At 50.1% G+C, this 16,874-nt stretch carries 13 protein-coding genes and 1 pseudogene; 12 read left to right on the top strand and 2 right to left on the bottom strand.

The window, feature by feature from the left end; genetic code table 11:
* Positions 1-49 precede the first annotated feature (49 nt).
* The 5 genes and pseudogenes from araD (at position 50) to LDO05_RS11395 (ending at position 3,796) form a co-directional block, all read left to right on the top strand.
* The gene (araD, locus tag LDO05_RS11415; RefSeq protein ID WP_251375523.1) at positions 50-739 is read left to right on the top strand and encodes an L-ribulose-5-phosphate 4-epimerase; all 690 of its coding nucleotides are present in this window, start codon (positions 50-52) and stop codon (positions 737-739) included.
* Between the two features lie 38 nt (positions 740-777).
* Positions 778-2,448 carry a ribulokinase gene (locus tag LDO05_RS11410; protein ID WP_251375522.1) on the top strand — a complete coding sequence of 557 codons (1,671 nt, stop codon included), beginning with the start codon at positions 778-780 and terminating at the stop codon, positions 2,446-2,448.
* Positions 2,449-2,469: 21 nt separating this feature from the next.
* Positions 2,470-2,676 carry a hypothetical protein gene (locus LDO05_RS11405; protein WP_251375521.1) on the top strand — a complete coding sequence of 69 codons (207 nt, stop codon included), beginning with the start codon at positions 2,470-2,472 and terminating at the stop codon, positions 2,674-2,676.
* A pseudogene (locus tag LDO05_RS19005) lies at positions 2,648-2,839 on the top strand (RHS repeat-associated core domain-containing protein); the annotation flags it as partial. The gene LDO05_RS11405 and the pseudogene LDO05_RS19005, both read left to right, overlap by 29 nt.
* 636 nt (positions 2,840-3,475) lie before the next feature.
* Positions 3,476-3,796 (top strand): hypothetical protein, encoded by a 321-nt coding sequence (locus LDO05_RS11395; RefSeq protein ID WP_251375519.1) that lies wholly within the window; start codon positions 3,476-3,478, stop codon positions 3,794-3,796.
* Positions 3,797-4,536: 740 nt separating this feature from the next.
* Here the strand turns inward: LDO05_RS11395 and LDO05_RS11390 are convergent.
* Entirely contained in the window at positions 4,537-5,883 is a 1,347-nt protein-coding gene (locus tag LDO05_RS11390; protein WP_251375518.1) for a cryptochrome/photolyase family protein, read from the bottom strand.
* A gap of 165 nt (positions 5,884-6,048) precedes the next feature.
* Between LDO05_RS11390 and LDO05_RS11385 the strand changes: the two genes are divergently transcribed.
* The 4 genes from LDO05_RS11385 (at position 6,049) to LDO05_RS11370 (ending at position 9,552) form a co-directional block, all read left to right on the top strand.
* On the top strand, positions 6,049-6,744 hold the full coding sequence (locus LDO05_RS11385) for a response regulator transcription factor (protein ID WP_251375517.1): 696 nt from the start codon (positions 6,049-6,051) through the stop codon (positions 6,742-6,744).
* On the top strand, positions 6,734-7,828 hold the full coding sequence (locus LDO05_RS11380) for a sensor histidine kinase (RefSeq protein ID WP_251375516.1): 1,095 nt from the start codon (positions 6,734-6,736) through the stop codon (positions 7,826-7,828). Before LDO05_RS11385 ends, LDO05_RS11380 begins: the two co-directional genes overlap by 11 nt.
* Positions 7,829-8,023: 195 nt before the next feature.
* Complete coding sequence (locus tag LDO05_RS11375; protein WP_251375515.1) at positions 8,024-8,944, top strand: D-alanyl-D-alanine carboxypeptidase family protein; 921 nt, start codon at positions 8,024-8,026, stop codon at positions 8,942-8,944.
* A gap of 83 nt (positions 8,945-9,027) precedes the next feature.
* Complete coding sequence (locus LDO05_RS11370; RefSeq protein WP_251375514.1) at positions 9,028-9,552, top strand: sigma-70 family RNA polymerase sigma factor; 525 nt, start codon at positions 9,028-9,030, stop codon at positions 9,550-9,552.
* A gap of 205 nt (positions 9,553-9,757) precedes the next feature.
* Here the strand turns inward: LDO05_RS11370 and LDO05_RS18845 are convergent, their stop codons facing one another.
* Complete coding sequence (locus LDO05_RS18845; protein WP_276575508.1) at positions 9,758-13,510, bottom strand: S8 family serine peptidase; 3,753 nt, start codon at positions 13,508-13,510, stop codon at positions 9,758-9,760.
* A 590-nt stretch (positions 13,511-14,100) separates the two neighbouring features.
* On the opposite strand from LDO05_RS18845, the gene LDO05_RS11350 reads away from it, so the two are divergent.
* Genes LDO05_RS11350 through sdaAB form a run of 3 tightly spaced genes read left to right on the top strand, consistent with a single transcriptional unit; the run spans position 14,101 to position 16,856 of the window.
* Positions 14,101-15,117, top strand: coding sequence for an NAD-dependent epimerase/dehydratase family protein (locus LDO05_RS11350; RefSeq protein WP_251375513.1), 1,017 nt, complete (start codon positions 14,101-14,103; stop codon positions 15,115-15,117).
* The gene (locus LDO05_RS11345) at positions 15,118-16,194 is read left to right on the top strand and encodes a dihydrodipicolinate synthase family protein (protein WP_251375512.1); all 1,077 of its coding nucleotides are present in this window, start codon (positions 15,118-15,120) and stop codon (positions 16,192-16,194) included.
* Entirely contained in the window at positions 16,191-16,856 is a 666-nt protein-coding gene (gene sdaAB / locus LDO05_RS11340; protein WP_251375511.1) for an L-serine ammonia-lyase, iron-sulfur-dependent subunit beta, read from the top strand. The genes LDO05_RS11345 and sdaAB overlap by 4 nt, the downstream gene beginning before the upstream one ends.
* The last annotated feature ends 18 nt before the right edge of the window (positions 16,857-16,874 follow it).

Genomic DNA, 16,874 nt, shown 5'->3' with positions numbered 1-16,874 from the left:
CTGCACTAACTTGTACGTACAACATTTTACTGAGAGGATGTGTCTGTACATGCTTGAAGCACTCAAACAACAGGTGCTGGAGGCCAATCTAGCTTTGCCCAAACATCATCTGGTCACGTTCACATGGGGAAATGTCAGCGGGATCGACCGGGAGAAGGGGCTCATCGTGATTAAGCCAAGTGGAGTGCCCTATGAGGAACTCAAGGCTGAGCAGATGGTTGTGGTGGATATGGAGGGCAGGGTAGTTGAAGGGGAGCTTCGCCCTTCTTCAGACACACCTACACATGTTGTGTTATATCGTTCATTCCCGGATATTGGCGGCATTGTGCACACGCATTCTCCTTGGGGAACAAGCTGGGCTCAAGCAGGCCGCTCACTTCCGGCGTATGGAACAACCCATTCAGACTATTTCTATGGAGAGATCCCGGTAACCCGGCCTATGACCAAGGCGGAGATCGAAGGCGATTATGAAAGGGAGACCGGAAATGTAATCGTCGAAAGATTCAGGGACCTCGACCCTAATCAGATCCCAGGTGTTCTGGTTCACGCGCATGCTCCATTCGTCTGGGGCAAGGATGCCAATCATGCCGTGCACAATGCGGTCGTGCTGGAGGAAGTCGCTAAGATTGCAGGGCGTATGCTAACGCTGAATCCAGAATCCGCGCCTATGGACCAGGTGCTGCTTGACCGCCATTATTTACGGAAGCATGGTGTGAACGCTTATTACGGACAGAAATAATCAGTCATAATTAATTCGATCTGTGGGAGGAAGCCGATATGGAAAAGAAATATACGATTGGGGTGGACTACGGTACCCAATCCGGCCGGGCGGTGCTTGTGGAATTGTCGAGCGGCCATGAAGTGGCCGATCATGTAACCCCGTATCCCCATCATGTCATAGATGAATACTTGCCAGGTTCAGGTGTCAAGCTTGACCATGACTGGGCTCTGCAACACCCGGATGACTATCTGGAAGTGCTCCGGAGATCAATTCCTGCAGTCCTTAAGGAATCAGGCGTTAAGCCCGAAGACGTGATAGGAATTGGTATTGACTTCACGGCATGTACAATGCTGCCTGTTGATGAAGCCGGTGAGCCGCTGTGTTTCCGTGAGGAATTCGTGAATGACCCTCACAGCTGGGTGAAGCTGTGGAAGCACCATGCGGCCCAGCCGGAAGCCGACAAGATTAATCAGATTGCCGCTGAGCGGGGAGAAGACTTTCTCCCCAGATATGGCGGCAAGATCTCCTCGGAATGGATGATCGCGAAGATCTGGCAGATCCTTGACGAAGCTCCGGAGATTTATGAACGTACGGATCTATTTCTGGAAGCTACGGATTGGGTCATCTCGCAAATGACCGGTAAGGTGGTGCGTAACAGCTGTACTGCCGGTTACAAAGCGATCTGGCATAAGCAGACGGGGTTCCCGAGCAAAGAATATTTCAAAGCACTGGACCCAAGACTCGAGAACCTTACGGATACGAAGCTGCGTGGCGAGGTTATAGCCCTCGGTTCCCCGGCAGGCGGGTTAACCGACGCGTTGGCAGAGCTTACCGGTCTTAAGCCCGGGATCGCTGTTGCGGTAGGGAATGTGGATGCGCATGCTGCGGTCCCAGCTGTAGGCGTGGTAACTCCCGGGAAGCTGGTCATGGCAATGGGAACTTCCATCTGCCATATGCTGCTGGGTACCGAGGAGAAGCAGGTGGAAGGAATGTGCGGCGTGGTTGAAGACGGCATCATTCCGGGGCTCTACGGATATGAAGCGGGTCAATCCGCAGTTGGTGATATCTTTGAGTGGTTCGTGGAAGAGTCGCTCCCTGCATATGTGAAAGATCAGGCTGAGAAGGAAGGGCTAGGGATTCATCAGTGGCTGGAGAGAGAGGCTGCGGCTTACCGGCCGGGTGAGACGGGATTGCTTGCGCTCGACTGGTGGAATGGGAATCGGTCTGTTCTGGTAGATACCGATCTGACGGGTATGATTCTTGGCCTGACTCTATTAACCAAGCCGCAGGAGGTCTATCGAGCGCTCTTGGAGGCAACGGCATTTGGGACCCGGAAGATTGTGGATGCTTTTCACTCGAGCGGGGTACCTGTTGACGCGCTCTACGCCTGTGGCGGATTGCCGCAGAAGAACCGTCTGCTTATGCAGATCTATGCAGATGTTACCAATCGTGAAATTTATATTGCTGACTCCAAGCAGACCCCGGCGCTCGGTGCGGCGATGTTCGCAGCTGTTGCAGCTGGAGCGGAAGCAGGTGGATATAACTCGATCATTGATGCGGCGGCAAGCATGGCCAGAGTGAAAGAGGAGACCTTCAAGCCGATTCCCGCGAATGTTGAAATTTATGAACGCCTGTACGAGGAGTACAGCAAGCTGCATGATTATTTCGGGCGTGGTGAGAATGATGTCATGAAACGGCTGAAGGCGATTAAGAAATCGGCCGAGTAAGGATAGGAGGCTTCTGCGAAGATGAGCAAATTGAACGAGATTTCAGCCAATCTCCATGTATCGCTGAATTCTGGAGCCATGCTTGAGATCGTCCCTTTCCTTCAGGAACGCCAGTTACTGAGTCCGTTGATGGTTATGGATGAGAATACGCACAAGGCTGCCGGTGTACAGATTCGGAATCTGCTTATCCAGGCGGGCATTCAGGTCATCTGGCGAGTTATGGGATGACACAACAAAACTTCAATATCTAAGGGCTAGATGGTATGACCCAAGCGTTGGGCGGTTTATAAATGAGGATACGTATGAGGGGGAGCTTAATAATCCGCTGACGTTGAATCTTTATACGTATGTGCATAATAATCCGTTGATTTATACCGACCCGACTGGTCATTGGGCGACAGATCGGGCTGCTAACTGGACCATTAATGAGATGAAATGGAAGTGGGATGAGGCGCACCAAAAGAATGATAAAAAGGGTATGGCGTATTGGTCCTCTGAAGCTGAAAAGTTACGTAATCAAATGAGAAAGGCTGGATGGAGTGAAGCCGAGATCATGCAGTCAACCGATACTATCATTCCCGAGGACATAGTTATGGAGATTGCTTGGGCCAGCACATTTAGTTGGATTGAAAATGATCCGTTAGGTTTTGGATTTCTTGTGTGGTCAGCAGATAAAATGGCATATTTATCTGGTGGGGGCGGGGCCGCACTATCTATCAAAAATGTAACAGATGGATTTATCAAGCATTCTGTATACAATGAGGTTAGAAATAAAATTGGGAAAAAAGGCATTGGCGAATTCCTGAAAGCAATGGATAAGGGATTTGTTAGAGCAGAGGGAGAAGCGGGAATAACAAGACTTACTGGCCAAGGAACAAAAATCAACGGTAATTGGTATCAGTATGAGCTGAAGAATATTTCCAAAGAGTTTGGTGATTATCGTATATACGGTAATTGGGATGATAAACTGGGCAAGGTTGTTTTCACTTACTTTGGACGTCATAAAAAGTAGAAAGTAGGAAAAAACATGGATGTCGAGGGATTAAAGAAGTTTGTCACGGAAAAAAGGTTGGAAGAACGAAGCGTCAAAAGTTTTTGGAACTATTTCAACAATTTTGAAAAAGAACATAATAAAGAGTTCCAAAAATCATTTCCGGACTTTACGGCAAGTGAATTGGATTTATCCATCGGCACAGTTGCGTTGAGAATTACAAATTGGCCGGAGGATGGTTATAATCATGTAGTAGTTACTTTAGAACTGCATTATAGAAATCTGTATGCAGGACGTTACACGATAGAATTCACTTTATTTGGTGAAGTGGAAGATGATAGTTTATCAATTTTCTAAACTATCAACAACTAATTTATAGGTTGCGTCGTAATCAGTAACTTAGCCACATGCGGGTGTAACAACTCCATGTGGTTTCTTTTTCTTGTAGCCCCCACCCAGTGCCGAATGAATTGGGCGGCAATCCCCGAAAGAACTTAACCCTTATCACCCCCGTTTAATATTCCTCTAATATGCCTGTATGCACATGCAATGCATGAAAAATATAACCTTTTACCAACTATACCAAATTATCTAAGGATATATTACGCACAAACAACTCGACATACTCTTAAGAATACAATGATTCGATCAGAAGAAAGGAACGCTACAATGGCTAAATTTGTATGTAAGTGTGGAGAAGTGCTCTCGAATACTTCTTGCCCTAATGATGTTCAGTTACGAGTCTATACGGACAGAGAGTATGATAGCATATTGGAGCTGGAGTATGTTTCAGATATTCCTTTACCAAGTTATGATGTCTGGAACTGTAATGGATGCGGAAGAGTACACGTATTCGATAATCAAAAGTTAATTAGAACCTATGTTATTGAAACCTAGTAGAATTCTGAAATCACATGTGAGTAGAGAATTTTACACGTGCATAGGTCCCTTAGTTAGGATTACAAATCCTCAAGGAGAAAATGCGGATCACTTGGAATATCAGGGCTCAATCTATAAATTGGTTATTAAAATATTAGGACCCCCCCAATCCGTTATAGAATTGGGGGGGTCCTAATTGTGACTCTTAGAATGCAGAACTACTCAGATTCACCCGCCACCCGGCTCCTCAATATCTCCTTGTACACCTGAATCGCCCGTTCCCGGGAAGCTTTCAGGTCCACAATCGCATGGGGCAGCGGACGGTGGATCTCCCGTCCCCCAGCATCCGCAAGCTGCGGCAGCCACCTGCGGATGTAGCCGCCCAGAGGATCGAACTTCTCCGACTGGTTCACCGGGTTCATAATTCTGAAGTAAGGGGCTGCGTCGAAGCCGAGGGAAGAGCTCCACAGCCATCCACCCCGGTTCGGCGCGTTATCGTAGTCAGACAGCTTCAGCCGGAAGTAGGCTTCTCCAAGAGGAAAGGGGCACAGCAGATTCTTGGTCAGGAACATGGCTGTAACCATACGCAGCCGGTTCGGCAGCTGCCCCGTCTTGTTCAGCTGCGTCATGGCCGCATCGATAACCGGAATTCCGGTCTCGGCCTGGGACCATGCCGTGAACAGCTTATCGTCCAGCAGTGACAGATCATAGCGCTGTTCATAGTGATAGAAGTCCGGGTCATAGACTGATTGATAGAGATAGAAATCCCGCCAAGCGAGCTGTCTGCGCCAGGATTCCCCATCCGGAATGCCCATCACTTGCTGGTAGACTGTCCGTATCGACAGCGACCCGGTATTCAGTGCCCCGCTGATTCGGCTTGTCCCTTCAGCTTCATAACGATCTCTCTCCTGCTCGTAATCACTCAGATCGTCCATAATGAAATCTGCAAGCCGAAGACCCGGCTCTTCTCCTGAAAGATAGTCCTCCAGTTGAAATGGAAGCCGGAAGCGATCCAGGAACTCGGGTTCCAGATCTGCCGTACGCAGGTCAGATACCGAAGTAGTCCCGGGAGGTCGAAAGAACAGCTCCGCATATTCCTTCCATTTGCGATAGAAAGGCGTAAATACTTTGTAAGGCTCCTTGCGTCCGGCAAAAGCATGGAAATCCTCCAGATCAATCAAGGTCTGGTCTGGAAGCGAGGTAACCAAGACTCCATGCCGGTCGGCTGCCTGCTCTAGCTTATTATCCCGCGCGAGCGCATAAGGCGTGTAATCTTGTCCTATCACCATTTCGCGAACCGGATATTGTTCCAGGATGGCATCAACGACCCTTGCGGGATCACCATGTAAAATGTGAAGCTTTCGGCCTGCTCGTATATATAACTCCTGGAGTCTCCTAAGCTGACTTAGAAAATGAACGCCGCTATGCTCATTTCTGCGCACCGGGGTAAGCAGGGCGGGATCGGCAATAAATATATGCAGGTTCATTTGGGAGCTGCGGGCCATATACTCGAAGGCGGCTAGATCGTGAGTGCGTAAGTCTTTGCGATGAATGAATAAAATCATGGCTTCTGTCCCCCTGACTGTCCTCATTGTAACGTATTAACCAAATGTCTATGTCTCTAAAATATTAAGAACTTCTTAACTCTTTCTTAACCTTTTGTTTGAGAACAAGATTCGGAAGCATGATATGATGATTCAAGCACAAATTAATGATAAAGGATGTAGAGTATGGAAAAACACATACTGATCGTGGATGATGATGACAAGATTGCGAAGCTCATCGAGATCTATCTTCTAAATGAAGGCTATGTCGTGTTCAAAGCCGAGAATGGCTTCAGGGCACTGGAGATTATGCAGAATGAAGTAATCCATCTGGTTGTTCTGGATATTATGATGCCGGGTATGGACGGGATTACGGTGTGCCTCAAGATCAGGGAGACGAACATGACCCCGATTCTGATGCTGAGCGCCAAGGATGGCGATATGGATAAAATAACGGGTCTTATGACCGGTGCGGACGATTATATGGTGAAGCCATTCAATCCGCTGGAGCTGGTGGCCCGGGTGAAATCCTTGCTAAGAAGGGCCTTCTACAGTGCACAGCCGGCGCTGACGGCCAGAGACCATCTGATTGAACTAGGCTCCCTCCAGATTGATAAGGAGACCCACTCGGTCAGGGTGGATGATCGTCCGGTTAAGCTCACCCCGATTGAATTCAGCATCCTTTTCCTGCTGGCCAGCCAGCCGGGGCGCGTATTCAGCTCGGAGGATATCTTTGAACTGATCTGGAAGGATAAATACTTTGAGAACAACAACTCCGTTACGGTACATATCAGCCGTCTGCGGGACAAGCTGGAGAAGGAAATGCGCGGCGAGAAGCTGATTCGCACCGTATGGGGGGTTGGCTACAAAATTGAGATCTAGCTTAAGATTCTTCAAATGGTTCTTCTGGACCGTGGTGGTCTCTGTCATTCTATGTTCCTTGCTCTACATGCTAATTAACTACCTCTATTACAACTACGGTAACTGGAACATCATCCGTATTGTCAAGTTCTTCTACTATAATATTGGCAATCCCGAGATCTATTACGTTGCCGCCATTCCAGTGATCGTATTAACCGGGGTGTACGTATACCGCAGAGAGAGCAGGAAGCAAGAGCAGAATTATCTGGCCCTGCTTATTGAAGAGGTGCATAACCTGGAGGAGGGGCAGCTTGACCGGAAAGTTACTGTGCGTTCGGTAGGGAAGCTTGGACAGCTGGCCGCCGACATTAACCGGATGATGGAGAGACTGAGAATCTCGCTGGAGGAAGAGCGGCGGGCGGAACAGACCAAGAATGAGCTCATTACAAATGTATCCCACGATCTTAGGACACCGCTAACAACAATTACCGGGTACCTTGGTCTTATTGATCAGGACCGATACCGGGATGAAGTTGAGCTCAGATACTATAACAACATGGCTTACGAGGAATCATTAAGGCTCAAGCAGCTCCTTGAGGATCTGTTCGAGTATACGCGTCTGCGCAATCGGGAGATGACGCTGAATAAGTCGAGAATTAATCTGGTGGAGATGCTGCATCAGATCACAGCACAGTTCCAGTGGCAGCTCGGTGAGAGCGGAATGGAGTCCCGGCTGTTCTTCGAGCAGAACCAGATGATCGTGATCGCGGACGGCGACAAGCTAAGACGGGTATATGAGAATCTGATCTCCAATGCGATCCGTTATGGCAATGAGGGCAGATACCTTGATATTCGGGGTAGAATAGAAGGTCAGGAAGCGGTTATTGATGTGATTAACTATGGCGAGCCCATTCCCGACTCGGATATTCCTCGCTTGTTCGAACGATTCTACCGGGTGGAGAAATCCAGAGATAAGAATACTGGCGGTTCAGGGATCGGGCTTGCAATTGCCAAGCATATTGTGGACCTGCACCAAGGCTCGATTCGGGCTGCCAGTGATGAAGAACGGACGGTATTTACCGTGCGGATTGCCCAAAATGTATAGTTGATAAAAGGCATGTCTCTATGTGATTAGAGAGACATGCCTTTTTGGTTCAGCTGTATAATGGCGTACTCTATCTCCACAATCTATCAATCCGGAGATAATTTCTTAATATAATCTTAATATTTTCTTAGGCGTAATGAAAGTTATAACCGGGATAATGGATACATGGACAGAGGGGCAGAGGGGAGTTATGTGGTGATTAAACGGAAAGTGATTTTTATAGCAGGGCTCCTGATCATTGTACTGCTGTTAATTGAAATAGGCTCCGGGAATGGAAAGCGGCACACCAGTGCCCTTATTCATGTAGTTAAGCAGCAATGGAGGGATATGAATCATCGTTCCCTGCCTGGTCTTAAGGGGGAAGGAATCTTGCTAATGGACGAAGATTCGGGGGACATCCTGTTCTCCATTAATGATACCGCACGTCTATATCCGGCGAGCACAACCAAAATTCTGACTGCTCTTCTAATGTTGGAGAAAGGGAACCCGGAAGACCTGATCACCGTCGGATCCGAGGTTCAGCTGCGAACAACGGGAGAGAGCTCTGCCGGACTCAGGCAGGGGCAGGAGCTTAGGCTGAGAGACCTCGCTGCGGCTATGCTGCTTCCTTCGGGAAATGACGCGGCCCGAACCGCGGCCCGGTATATCGCAAGGCTGGACTCAGGACACAGCATGTCTCCTGAGGAGTCCGAAGCTTATTTTGCCGGCCTGATGAACGCCCGGGCGAAGGAGCTCGGAGCTGAGGTTTCTCACTTTGTTAATCCACACGGCCTGCATGACGTGAATCATTACTCTACGGCAAGGGATATGGCTGTCATTGCGCGGGCTGCGATGGAAAATGAGGACTTTCGAACTCTCGTTGCGGAACAGAAACACAAAGCCGAGCTGTCCAATATTTCCTTCTCCAATCGTAATAAGCTGATCCAAACTGGCGGGGAATATTACTTTCAGGGCGCGGACGGAATTAAGACAGGCTTTACAGATGAGGCAGGATACTGTCTGGTGGCTTCGGCAAGCCGAAATGGACGGAATCTGATCAGTGTGGTGCTTCATTCCACCGCAGAGGGTGTGTGGAAGGATTCAAGCAAGCTGCTTGATTATGGATTCAAGCTGTAGACGTAACCAGCTGCTGTGTTTGCATGGATTCAGGCACAAGCCACTATGCTGTTCCGGAATTATGAATCAAAGGGGAGAAACTAATGGACCGTATTCAAATAGAGAAAATATATAGAGATTACAAAAAGGACATCTATCGGTATCTGCTGTACTTAGGGAAGAATCATCATCTGGCAGAGGACCTGATGCAGGAGACCTTCTCACGCGCTCTTGTGCATTTGAAGCCGGAACACAAGGACCGGGTTAGGCCTTGGCTGTTAAGGGTGGCTTACCGTGTATTCATTGATAAGATGCGCAAAGAAAAAAGGGTGCAATATTACGACACGGAGTATTTCAACGAGCTTCCGGAGACGGGTACCCCCGAGTCCATCCTCATCGCCAAGGAGAAGCAGGAAGCGGTCTCCGAGATGCTGGATACCTTGACCGAGATTCAGAGGCAAACGGTGCTTTTATATGACTTCAAGGGATTCTCGTATCAGGAATCCGCAGACATGATGGGAATTGGATTGTCCCGCTTCAAAATCCTGCTGTACAGAGCAAGACAGAAGCTGCGTAATCAGCAGCACAGAGAACAGACGAGCCACAGACTGTACTCGGATGTCATCTAGTGTCAGTGACGGCTTCGTTACATATAACTTATCGTTGGTACTTAAATAGAAGGGGGCTGCTCAGCAGGTCAAGTCGCATAGACTTTGCTGGGCAGCCCCTTATTCACAATAGGATAAATGATTGAGTTTCTAGTTACGGCTGAGGCCGTTCTGCTCCTGGCTGCACTGAATCAGCTCGCTGTGAGTGTCTGCTTCAGCATGCTCCTTAACGGGCACTATCCACAGAAGGGACCACAATGGTACCGTCCGGCTTCACATAAGGTACAACGACCAGCACCGCGGCTTTAACCGTATGCCCCTTATAGGTGGCCGTAATTTCGGTAACCCCCTTGCTGACACCAGTAAGGATACCGTCCTTATCCACCGTTACCACCTTAGGATTCTTGGAGGTGTAGACGGCTTCGGAAGAGACATTTATAACTTTTCCCTTCTGATCGGTGAACCAAGCCACGGTCTCGAACTGTTCCCCTACGAGCAGGGAATAATCTTCAGAATCCAGCGTGAACACGCCAGGTTCAGGCGTTCCGGGATCTGTTCCTCCAGCTTTGATTACAACCTGTACGGTATTGAGTCCGGTTACAGGTACTTGTACAGAGCCCGCTTTGACACCCGCGGATGTGAGTGTAAGTGCATAATTGCCCGCAACAGCGGACTGGAAGCTCACATTGGCAAGCTGGCCTGATCCTGTGAAGGTGCCGTTCTTCAAGGTTACGGAATAGTTCAGCTGCTTGTCCCCATTAGGCGCATCGACGATGTCCTGTGTAATAATCACATCCTGGAGATTTGGAATAACCGCAGGGTCCAGCTTCACGGCATTCAGCTTCAGGTTCGTTGGATAACGCAGGCTGAAGGATGTGGAGTCGGCCTTGACGGATGTGGCGAATTTGACTCCAACCTGGAATTCTGCGCCAGCCTTGGCTTCCTGGGTCTGAGGATCGGCATAGATCTTGGCCTGCTGCTCCTGACCTTTCTTCAGGACGGCAAGCGGAGTGAGCAGACCATTAGAGGCCGCATCATATACATAGACCTCATAACTGTTGTCCACTTCCGGATAGACAGGTACCTCTACAGAGAAATGCCCCTTGTCGTCAATTACCCCATCGGCCTGTGTATAGACCCCGTTAGCGTCTGTAGTCAATACAGCAACCCCGATTACATCGGAATATTGAATATCTGGAAGCACTTCGAGGAGAGTATCCTTCAGAATCCGCCCGGATATCGTCCCTTTTGTTCCGTCTCCCTCTTTGATGACAAGCCCAGACTGATCGATCTCGGCTTTTGGGGCTTCGCGGTCAACCACGAATGGCGCCCGCTCTGAGTCAAGACGTGACTTCGTATCATGGATGACTGGAGTCAGCCAGTACAGTCCATCTTTTAACAACTTATCTTGACCTTGATTGGATACGGTAGCATCCCAGTCCGTAATGGTGTAAGTGTCCGGGTTATGGACAGGAGCATGGCTAAGTCCGTTGTACAGCGTTCCCTGATCTCCTTCGGTATCACTGCTCACTACCAGATCGAAATCCTTGACTGGATAGTTAACATTGAACGAAATGTCAGTCGTATCCGCCAGATAATCTTTGTTCGGGGAGAAAATATCATTAGAGATCGCTATATTCTCAATCTCACCCTTGCTAAAGCCTTCCCCAACATATACGCTTGCCGGCAAACGGAGTGTGTGTCCATCCCCTTGCTTGACCAGTAGAACCTGTCCCTCAAATGTGCCTTCGGATGCTCCCTTAGGTACGGTGAGCTTCACAGTAAAGGCAGTCTGCTTCTGTCCGGGCTGCAGAGTAACCTGCTGACTCGTGGAGACGAGAGAAGGGGACTTCTTGCCTTCCGCGCTCCAGATCACCTTGACATCATAAGTCTGCGCGGTATCCGCAATGTTGTTCAGCGTAATCTCCTTCGTTACCGTTGCACCGGCTTTCTGCAGGCCAAATGAGAGGCTGCCCGCCTGATACTCGCTGCTGCTTGATCCCTGAAGCTGGATAGGGAGCTTCTCTGTAACCGAAGCAATTGCTTCCGCCGTCAGGACATTGCCAAGATCAATCCGGCCCGCGCCTTGAAGATGAACCGGGTAAGGTGTGCCTGACCGGTCATGAATTTCAACCGCATTATTGGTAAGCAGAGCTTTGATCTGCTCCGGGTTCAGATGATTCTCTTTGCGTTCTGCCTTGGAACGTTCAATGAGAAGTGCCGCTGCCCCGGCAACATGAGGAGACGCCATGCTTGTCCCTTGCTGGGATTCATAAGCGCTGCTGTAATCACCAGTCCAGGATGGTACGGAAGAGGTAATCGCAACCCCGGGTGCTGTGATATCCGGCTTGATGGAATAGTCGGGAAGAGCGGGACCGCGGGAGCTGAAGTCCGCCAGCAGATCCTGCTCGTGCACCGAGCCGATATGAATTCTGTAATCGGATGCGGCAGCCTTCTCCTTCAGCTGAAGTCCATCTTCCCTGGTGATGGTATACGTCGGTACATAATCGCCCTCACTGCCAAGGGTGGCTTGAATTTCGCCTGGTGCATTATTGTAAATGATAACCCCTGCGGCCCCTGCAGCTTTGGCATTTACAGCTTTGTCATGGAATGATATCTCTCCGCGGGAGACAAGGGCGATTCTGCCTGTCACATCCACCTTGGCGAAGTCTTCCGGCTTGCCAAGACCCGCGTCAGCTACTGCCCATCCATCCTTTGTATCCTTAAGCTCTGGTGAATAGGTGCTTAAGTAAGCATATAAATCACCGAGCTCTGCCGATGTGAACACGGGTGTATCACCCGGAGGAGTGGATGCTCCCACGGAGATCGCGAGCTGGGAACCGCCCGGACTGCCTATTGTCTCATCTCCCGGGCCATCATTGCCGGCAGACACCGCCACTTCAACTCCAGCCTTCACCGCATTGTCAACGGCTACAGTGTCTGCGGTGTATTGATTGTTAAAGTCGGATCCCAGAGACAGGTTGATCACATCCACGCCATCGGCAACAGCTTCCTCAATACCGGCAATAACATTCTCGGTTGTTCCGTTGCCATGCGGGCCAAGAACCCTGTACACATATAGATCGGCTTCAGGCGCAACCCCACGGGCCCAGCCTTCCTTGCCCTGGGCATCAGCTGGATTGCCGCGTCCCACAATCGTTCCGGATACATGTGTGCCATGCGAGGTCTCGTAAGGCTTGCCGTCAACAGGAGGTTTGGAAGGATCAGGCTTTGTCTCGAACGGGTCCTTATCGTTATCGACGAAATCAAATCCGCCCTTGTAGGCCCCCTTGAGGCTTGGGTGGTTATAGTCTACACCTGTATCAATGACTGCTACCTTTACACCTTTGCCCTTGTAGCCTGCATCCCACCATTTGGGTGCTCCAATGTGAGGGACTCCGTTGTCCTGCTGCGGACCGACCTCACCCTTGGGTTCAATTGGCAGCGCGTGATAGGTCAAGTTAGGGTATACAGCCTTCACGCCTGGCAGCTTGAGCAGGCCGGCAATCTGATTGGCGGGAAGCTGGGCGGAGTACCCGTTGAAGGCTTTGGTATATTCCCTCTTCAATGTCAGACCGCGGAGCGCTTGGGCGGCTGACTTAAAGTTTGTGTGCTCAACACGGACTTTACTTGTATGATCTGCAAGACTCCCGCCAGCCTGCTTCTCGAACACTTTAATAGGCTCGTTCTGCAGCTGGATGATCACGGTGGTCAGGCTACTGCTGTCACTCTCTGGTACGAAGCTGCGCGGTGTGCTTGAGGGGGGAGAGGATTTCAGGAAAGGTACTGCACTAGGGGCTGGCTCCCCGCTGCGGAGAACATTAAGATCTGGATTCAATCTTGACTGGACCTTTAGCTTCGATGCAGCCTGTGCATCTGCTGGAGAAGCGGCGAATGCGGCTCCTGGGGAAGCTGCGGCTAAAATGAGAGATACACTAAGAACTCCGACCAGCCATTGCTGACGTGAAATAGACTTCAAATGGTTTCCTCCTTCTCAATTTGGGTTCCGCTTACTAGTCTTAAAATGATAGATTGAAGATACTAAGATTTTACATATTTTTGGAAGAAAACATATCCTACTGTTTTACTATGTTTTTGAGAGGCAGCACCTCAATCGGGCGGAGGCGGCTTTTCAGAGATGTAGTCGAAAGAAAGAGGATAAAGACATATCAACCTAGGGAGGGGCTACAAAAGTACCATTTAGTTACCAATTAGAAGGAATGTTCATTCATAAGTCTCATAGAACAGTTAGGGGCGAGGTTCCATATTCAAAAGACTTGTTAGTCCGTAAGCACCTTAGTAGAGGGTAGAGAGAACCGGGATAGCTAAGTGAAATACCTGCGCATGACAAATAAATCTATAAATGGGGTCAAAATCAGACACCAGCTGTACAGCATTCTATAGGCCGAAGCAGAGCGCCTATTATCGGTAAGTTAGACGGTAGGATGAGACTGGTACTTGTAAGAATAAGGGACTACTTAAAGTCATTGTCTTTTAATATGGAGGGTCCTAGTATGAGGATAGAAAGACCAATGCAGGCGACTTTATGATCAGAAGAGGTGATGGGTAGTGCGAACAGTATCCGAATTAGAGAAGTGCTTAAGTGAGCCGTCTGCTGCGTTGGCCGCTGATCTTGCCCAATTGGATGGAGATATTCTGATTCTGGGCGTAGGCGGGAAGATGGGCCCGAGTCTGGCCAAATTAGCGAAACGGGGAGCCGAGGCTGCCGGTGTGAAGAAGAAGATTATCGGTGTATCCCGGTTCTCATCAGGTACACTGCAGAAGGAACTGGAAGATTCCGGCATCGAGACGATCAGTGCAGATCTGCTGAATGATCAGGCCCTGCGTGCGCTCCCGGATGTTCCAAATGTCATTTATATGGCGGGTCACAAATTCGGTACAACCGGAAGGGAGTACTTCACCTGGGCCATGAACGCGTACCTCCCAGGACGTGTTGCTGAGAAGTATCGCAATTCGCGCATTGTATCTTTCTCCTCCGGAAATATTTATCCGCTGACTCCCGTGTCCCTTGGCGGGGCTTCTGAAGAGCACCCGGTTGGCCCAGTTGGGGAGTATGCGCAGTCCTGTCTCGGCCGGGAGCGCGTATTCGAATATTTCTCCCGGGAGAACGGCACGCCGGTTGTGAATTTCCGGTTGAATTACGCGATTGATCTGCGGTATGGCATACTGCTGGAAGTAGCAAGCGCTGTAAATGAAGGGCGTCCTATCGATCTCTCAATGGGTCAAGTGAATGTAATCTGGCAGGGAGATGCCAATGAGATGGCTATCCGGTCACTTCTAATTAGTGAATCACCCGCAGTTACGCTTAACGTAACCGGTCCTGAAACCGTTTCCATTAGGTGGCTGGCCGAAAGATTTGGAGAAGGATTGGGCAAGCAGCCTGTATTCACGGGAGAAGAGCGGGAGACAGCCCTGCTGAGCAATGCCTCCAAATCGCATCAGCTGTTCGGTTATCCCCGGGTATCACTCCGGGAAATGATCAATTGGACACTGGAATGGGTGGAGAGGGGTGGAGAGACTCTAGGCAAGCCTACACACTTCCAAGAAAGGACAGGTGCTTTCTAAATGGGGGAATCCAGGGAGCTAAGTTCTTCAGTCCATAGCCTGCTGCAGAAGGGAACGGTCATCCCGGCCCATCCCTTGGCACTGAATCAGGACCGTAGGCTCGATGAGCGCAGGCAGCGGGCATTGACGCGTTATTATATGGCGTCCGGAGCAGGGGGGATTGCCGTTGCCGTACACAGCACACAATTTGAGATTCGTGAGCCGGATGTAGGTCTGCTTGAACCCGTTCTGCGTCTGGCGGCTGAAGAGGTGGAGGCCGCCCGGCTTGACCGGCCGCTGATCAAGGTGGCAGGGATATGTGGACCTACTGATCAGGCACTCCGGGAGGCAGAACTCGCAGTCAAATACAATTACGACCTTGGGCTGGTAAGCACAGGCGGGCTGGGAGATTGGACCGAGGCTCAGCTGCTGCAGCGGGTAGAGGCCATTACGGACATTATTCCGGTGTTCGGCTTCTATCTGCAGCCGGCTGTGGGCGGCAAGCCGCTCAGTTATTCATTCTGGAAGGAGCTTGCGGAGATACCCGGGGTCAAAGCGATCAAGATGGCTCCCTTCAACAGGTATCAGACTCTGGATGTGGTTAGGGCAGTCTGCATGTCCAGCCGAAAAGATGAGATTGTGCTGTATACCGGCAACGATGACAACATTGTGGCCGACCTGCTCACAACCTACCGGTTCGAGGAAGAGGGAAGGAGCTACGAGAAAGGAATTGCCGGAGGACTTCTCGGACACTGGGCTGTATGGACACGGACAGCGGTTGAGCTGTTCAGTGAGATTATGGCCTTGCGGGAACAAGGAGCCTCAGCAGTTCCAGCCGAGCTCCTGCAGAGAGGGGCACAGATTACAGATACCAATGCGGCTTTGTTCGATCCTTCCCATGGATTCCATGGATGTATTCCGGGCATTCATGAGGTTCTTCGCCGGCAGGGACTCCTTGAGGGCAGATGGTGTCTGAATCCTGACGAGGAATTATCGGAAGGACAGATGGAAGAGATCGACCGGGTGTACCGGCAGTATCCTCATCTGAACGATGATGCCTTTGTGAAGGCACATCTAGAGGAATGGTTGAACGTATGAAGTTCAGATCCGTATTCGACATTATCGGCCCGGCCATGATCGGCCCGTCCAGCTCCCACACCGCGGGCGCAGCTCGAATTGGACGGATGGCCCGGATGCTGTTCGGAAGAGAACCGCGCAGAGCGGAATTCGTTCTGTATGGTTCCTTTGCAGAAACATTCAGAGGGCATGGAACCGATGTGGCCCTGGCAGGCGGCATCCTGCAATTTGATACTTTTGATCCAAGAATCAAGGATGCCCTCCTCATGGCGAAGGATCTGAATATTGATATCCTTATCGTAACCGCAGATGATCCAGAGGAACATCCGAATACGGCGAGAATTACCTTGACTGATGACCAAGGAAGCCTGGAGATCAAAGGAGTCTCGATTGGTGGAGGCAAGATTGAGATTAAAGAAGCAGGCGGATTCGAAGTGAATCTGACCGGGGATTACTGGACCATGCTGGTGTTCCATGAGGATCACTTCGGCATGATTGCCTCGATTGCGCAGGTTCTGGCCGATCACCAGATTAATATCGGAAGCATGCATATGTCCCGCAAGGGGAAGGGACAGGAAGCTCTGCTGCTGATCGAGACCGATCAGCCTATGGATGAGATTATGGGAAGTGAAGTTGAAGCTATTCCCGATGTACACGGAGTACGCATTATAGCTCCTCTATAGACCTCCGGAAAGGAGTGC

It is taken from the genome of Paenibacillus sp. YPG26 (assembly GCF_023704175.1).
Taxonomy (GTDB): Bacteria; Bacillota; Bacilli; order Paenibacillales; family Paenibacillaceae; genus Fontibacillus.
Note: the sequence above shows the minus strand (reverse complement) of the source record. Positions and strands in the feature narration are given on the sequence as shown.

Bases quoted from the DNA above. Each gene is read 5' to 3' on its own strand.
- LDO05_RS11390 (WP_251375518.1), bottom strand. From the start codon at position 5,883: ATGATTTTATTCATTCATCGCAAAGACTTACGCACTCACGATCTAGCC.
- araD (WP_251375523.1), top strand. From the start codon at position 50: ATGCTTGAAGCACTCAAACAACAGGTGCTGGAGGCCAATCTAGCTTTG.
- LDO05_RS11395 (WP_251375519.1), top strand. From the start codon at position 3,476: ATGGATGTCGAGGGATTAAAGAAGTTTGTCACGGAAAAAAGGTTGGAA.
- LDO05_RS11385 (WP_251375517.1), top strand. From the start codon at position 6,049: ATGGAAAAACACATACTGATCGTGGATGATGATGACAAGATTGCGAAG.
- sdaAB (WP_251375511.1), top strand. From the start codon at position 16,191: ATGAAGTTCAGATCCGTATTCGACATTATCGGCCCGGCCATGATCGGC.
- LDO05_RS11405 (WP_251375521.1), top strand. From the start codon at position 2,470: ATGAGCAAATTGAACGAGATTTCAGCCAATCTCCATGTATCGCTGAAT.
- LDO05_RS11370 (WP_251375514.1), top strand. From the start codon at position 9,028: ATGGACCGTATTCAAATAGAGAAAATATATAGAGATTACAAAAAGGAC.
- LDO05_RS11410 (WP_251375522.1), top strand. From the start codon at position 778: ATGGAAAAGAAATATACGATTGGGGTGGACTACGGTACCCAATCCGGC.
- LDO05_RS11345 (WP_251375512.1), top strand. From the start codon at position 15,118: ATGGGGGAATCCAGGGAGCTAAGTTCTTCAGTCCATAGCCTGCTGCAG.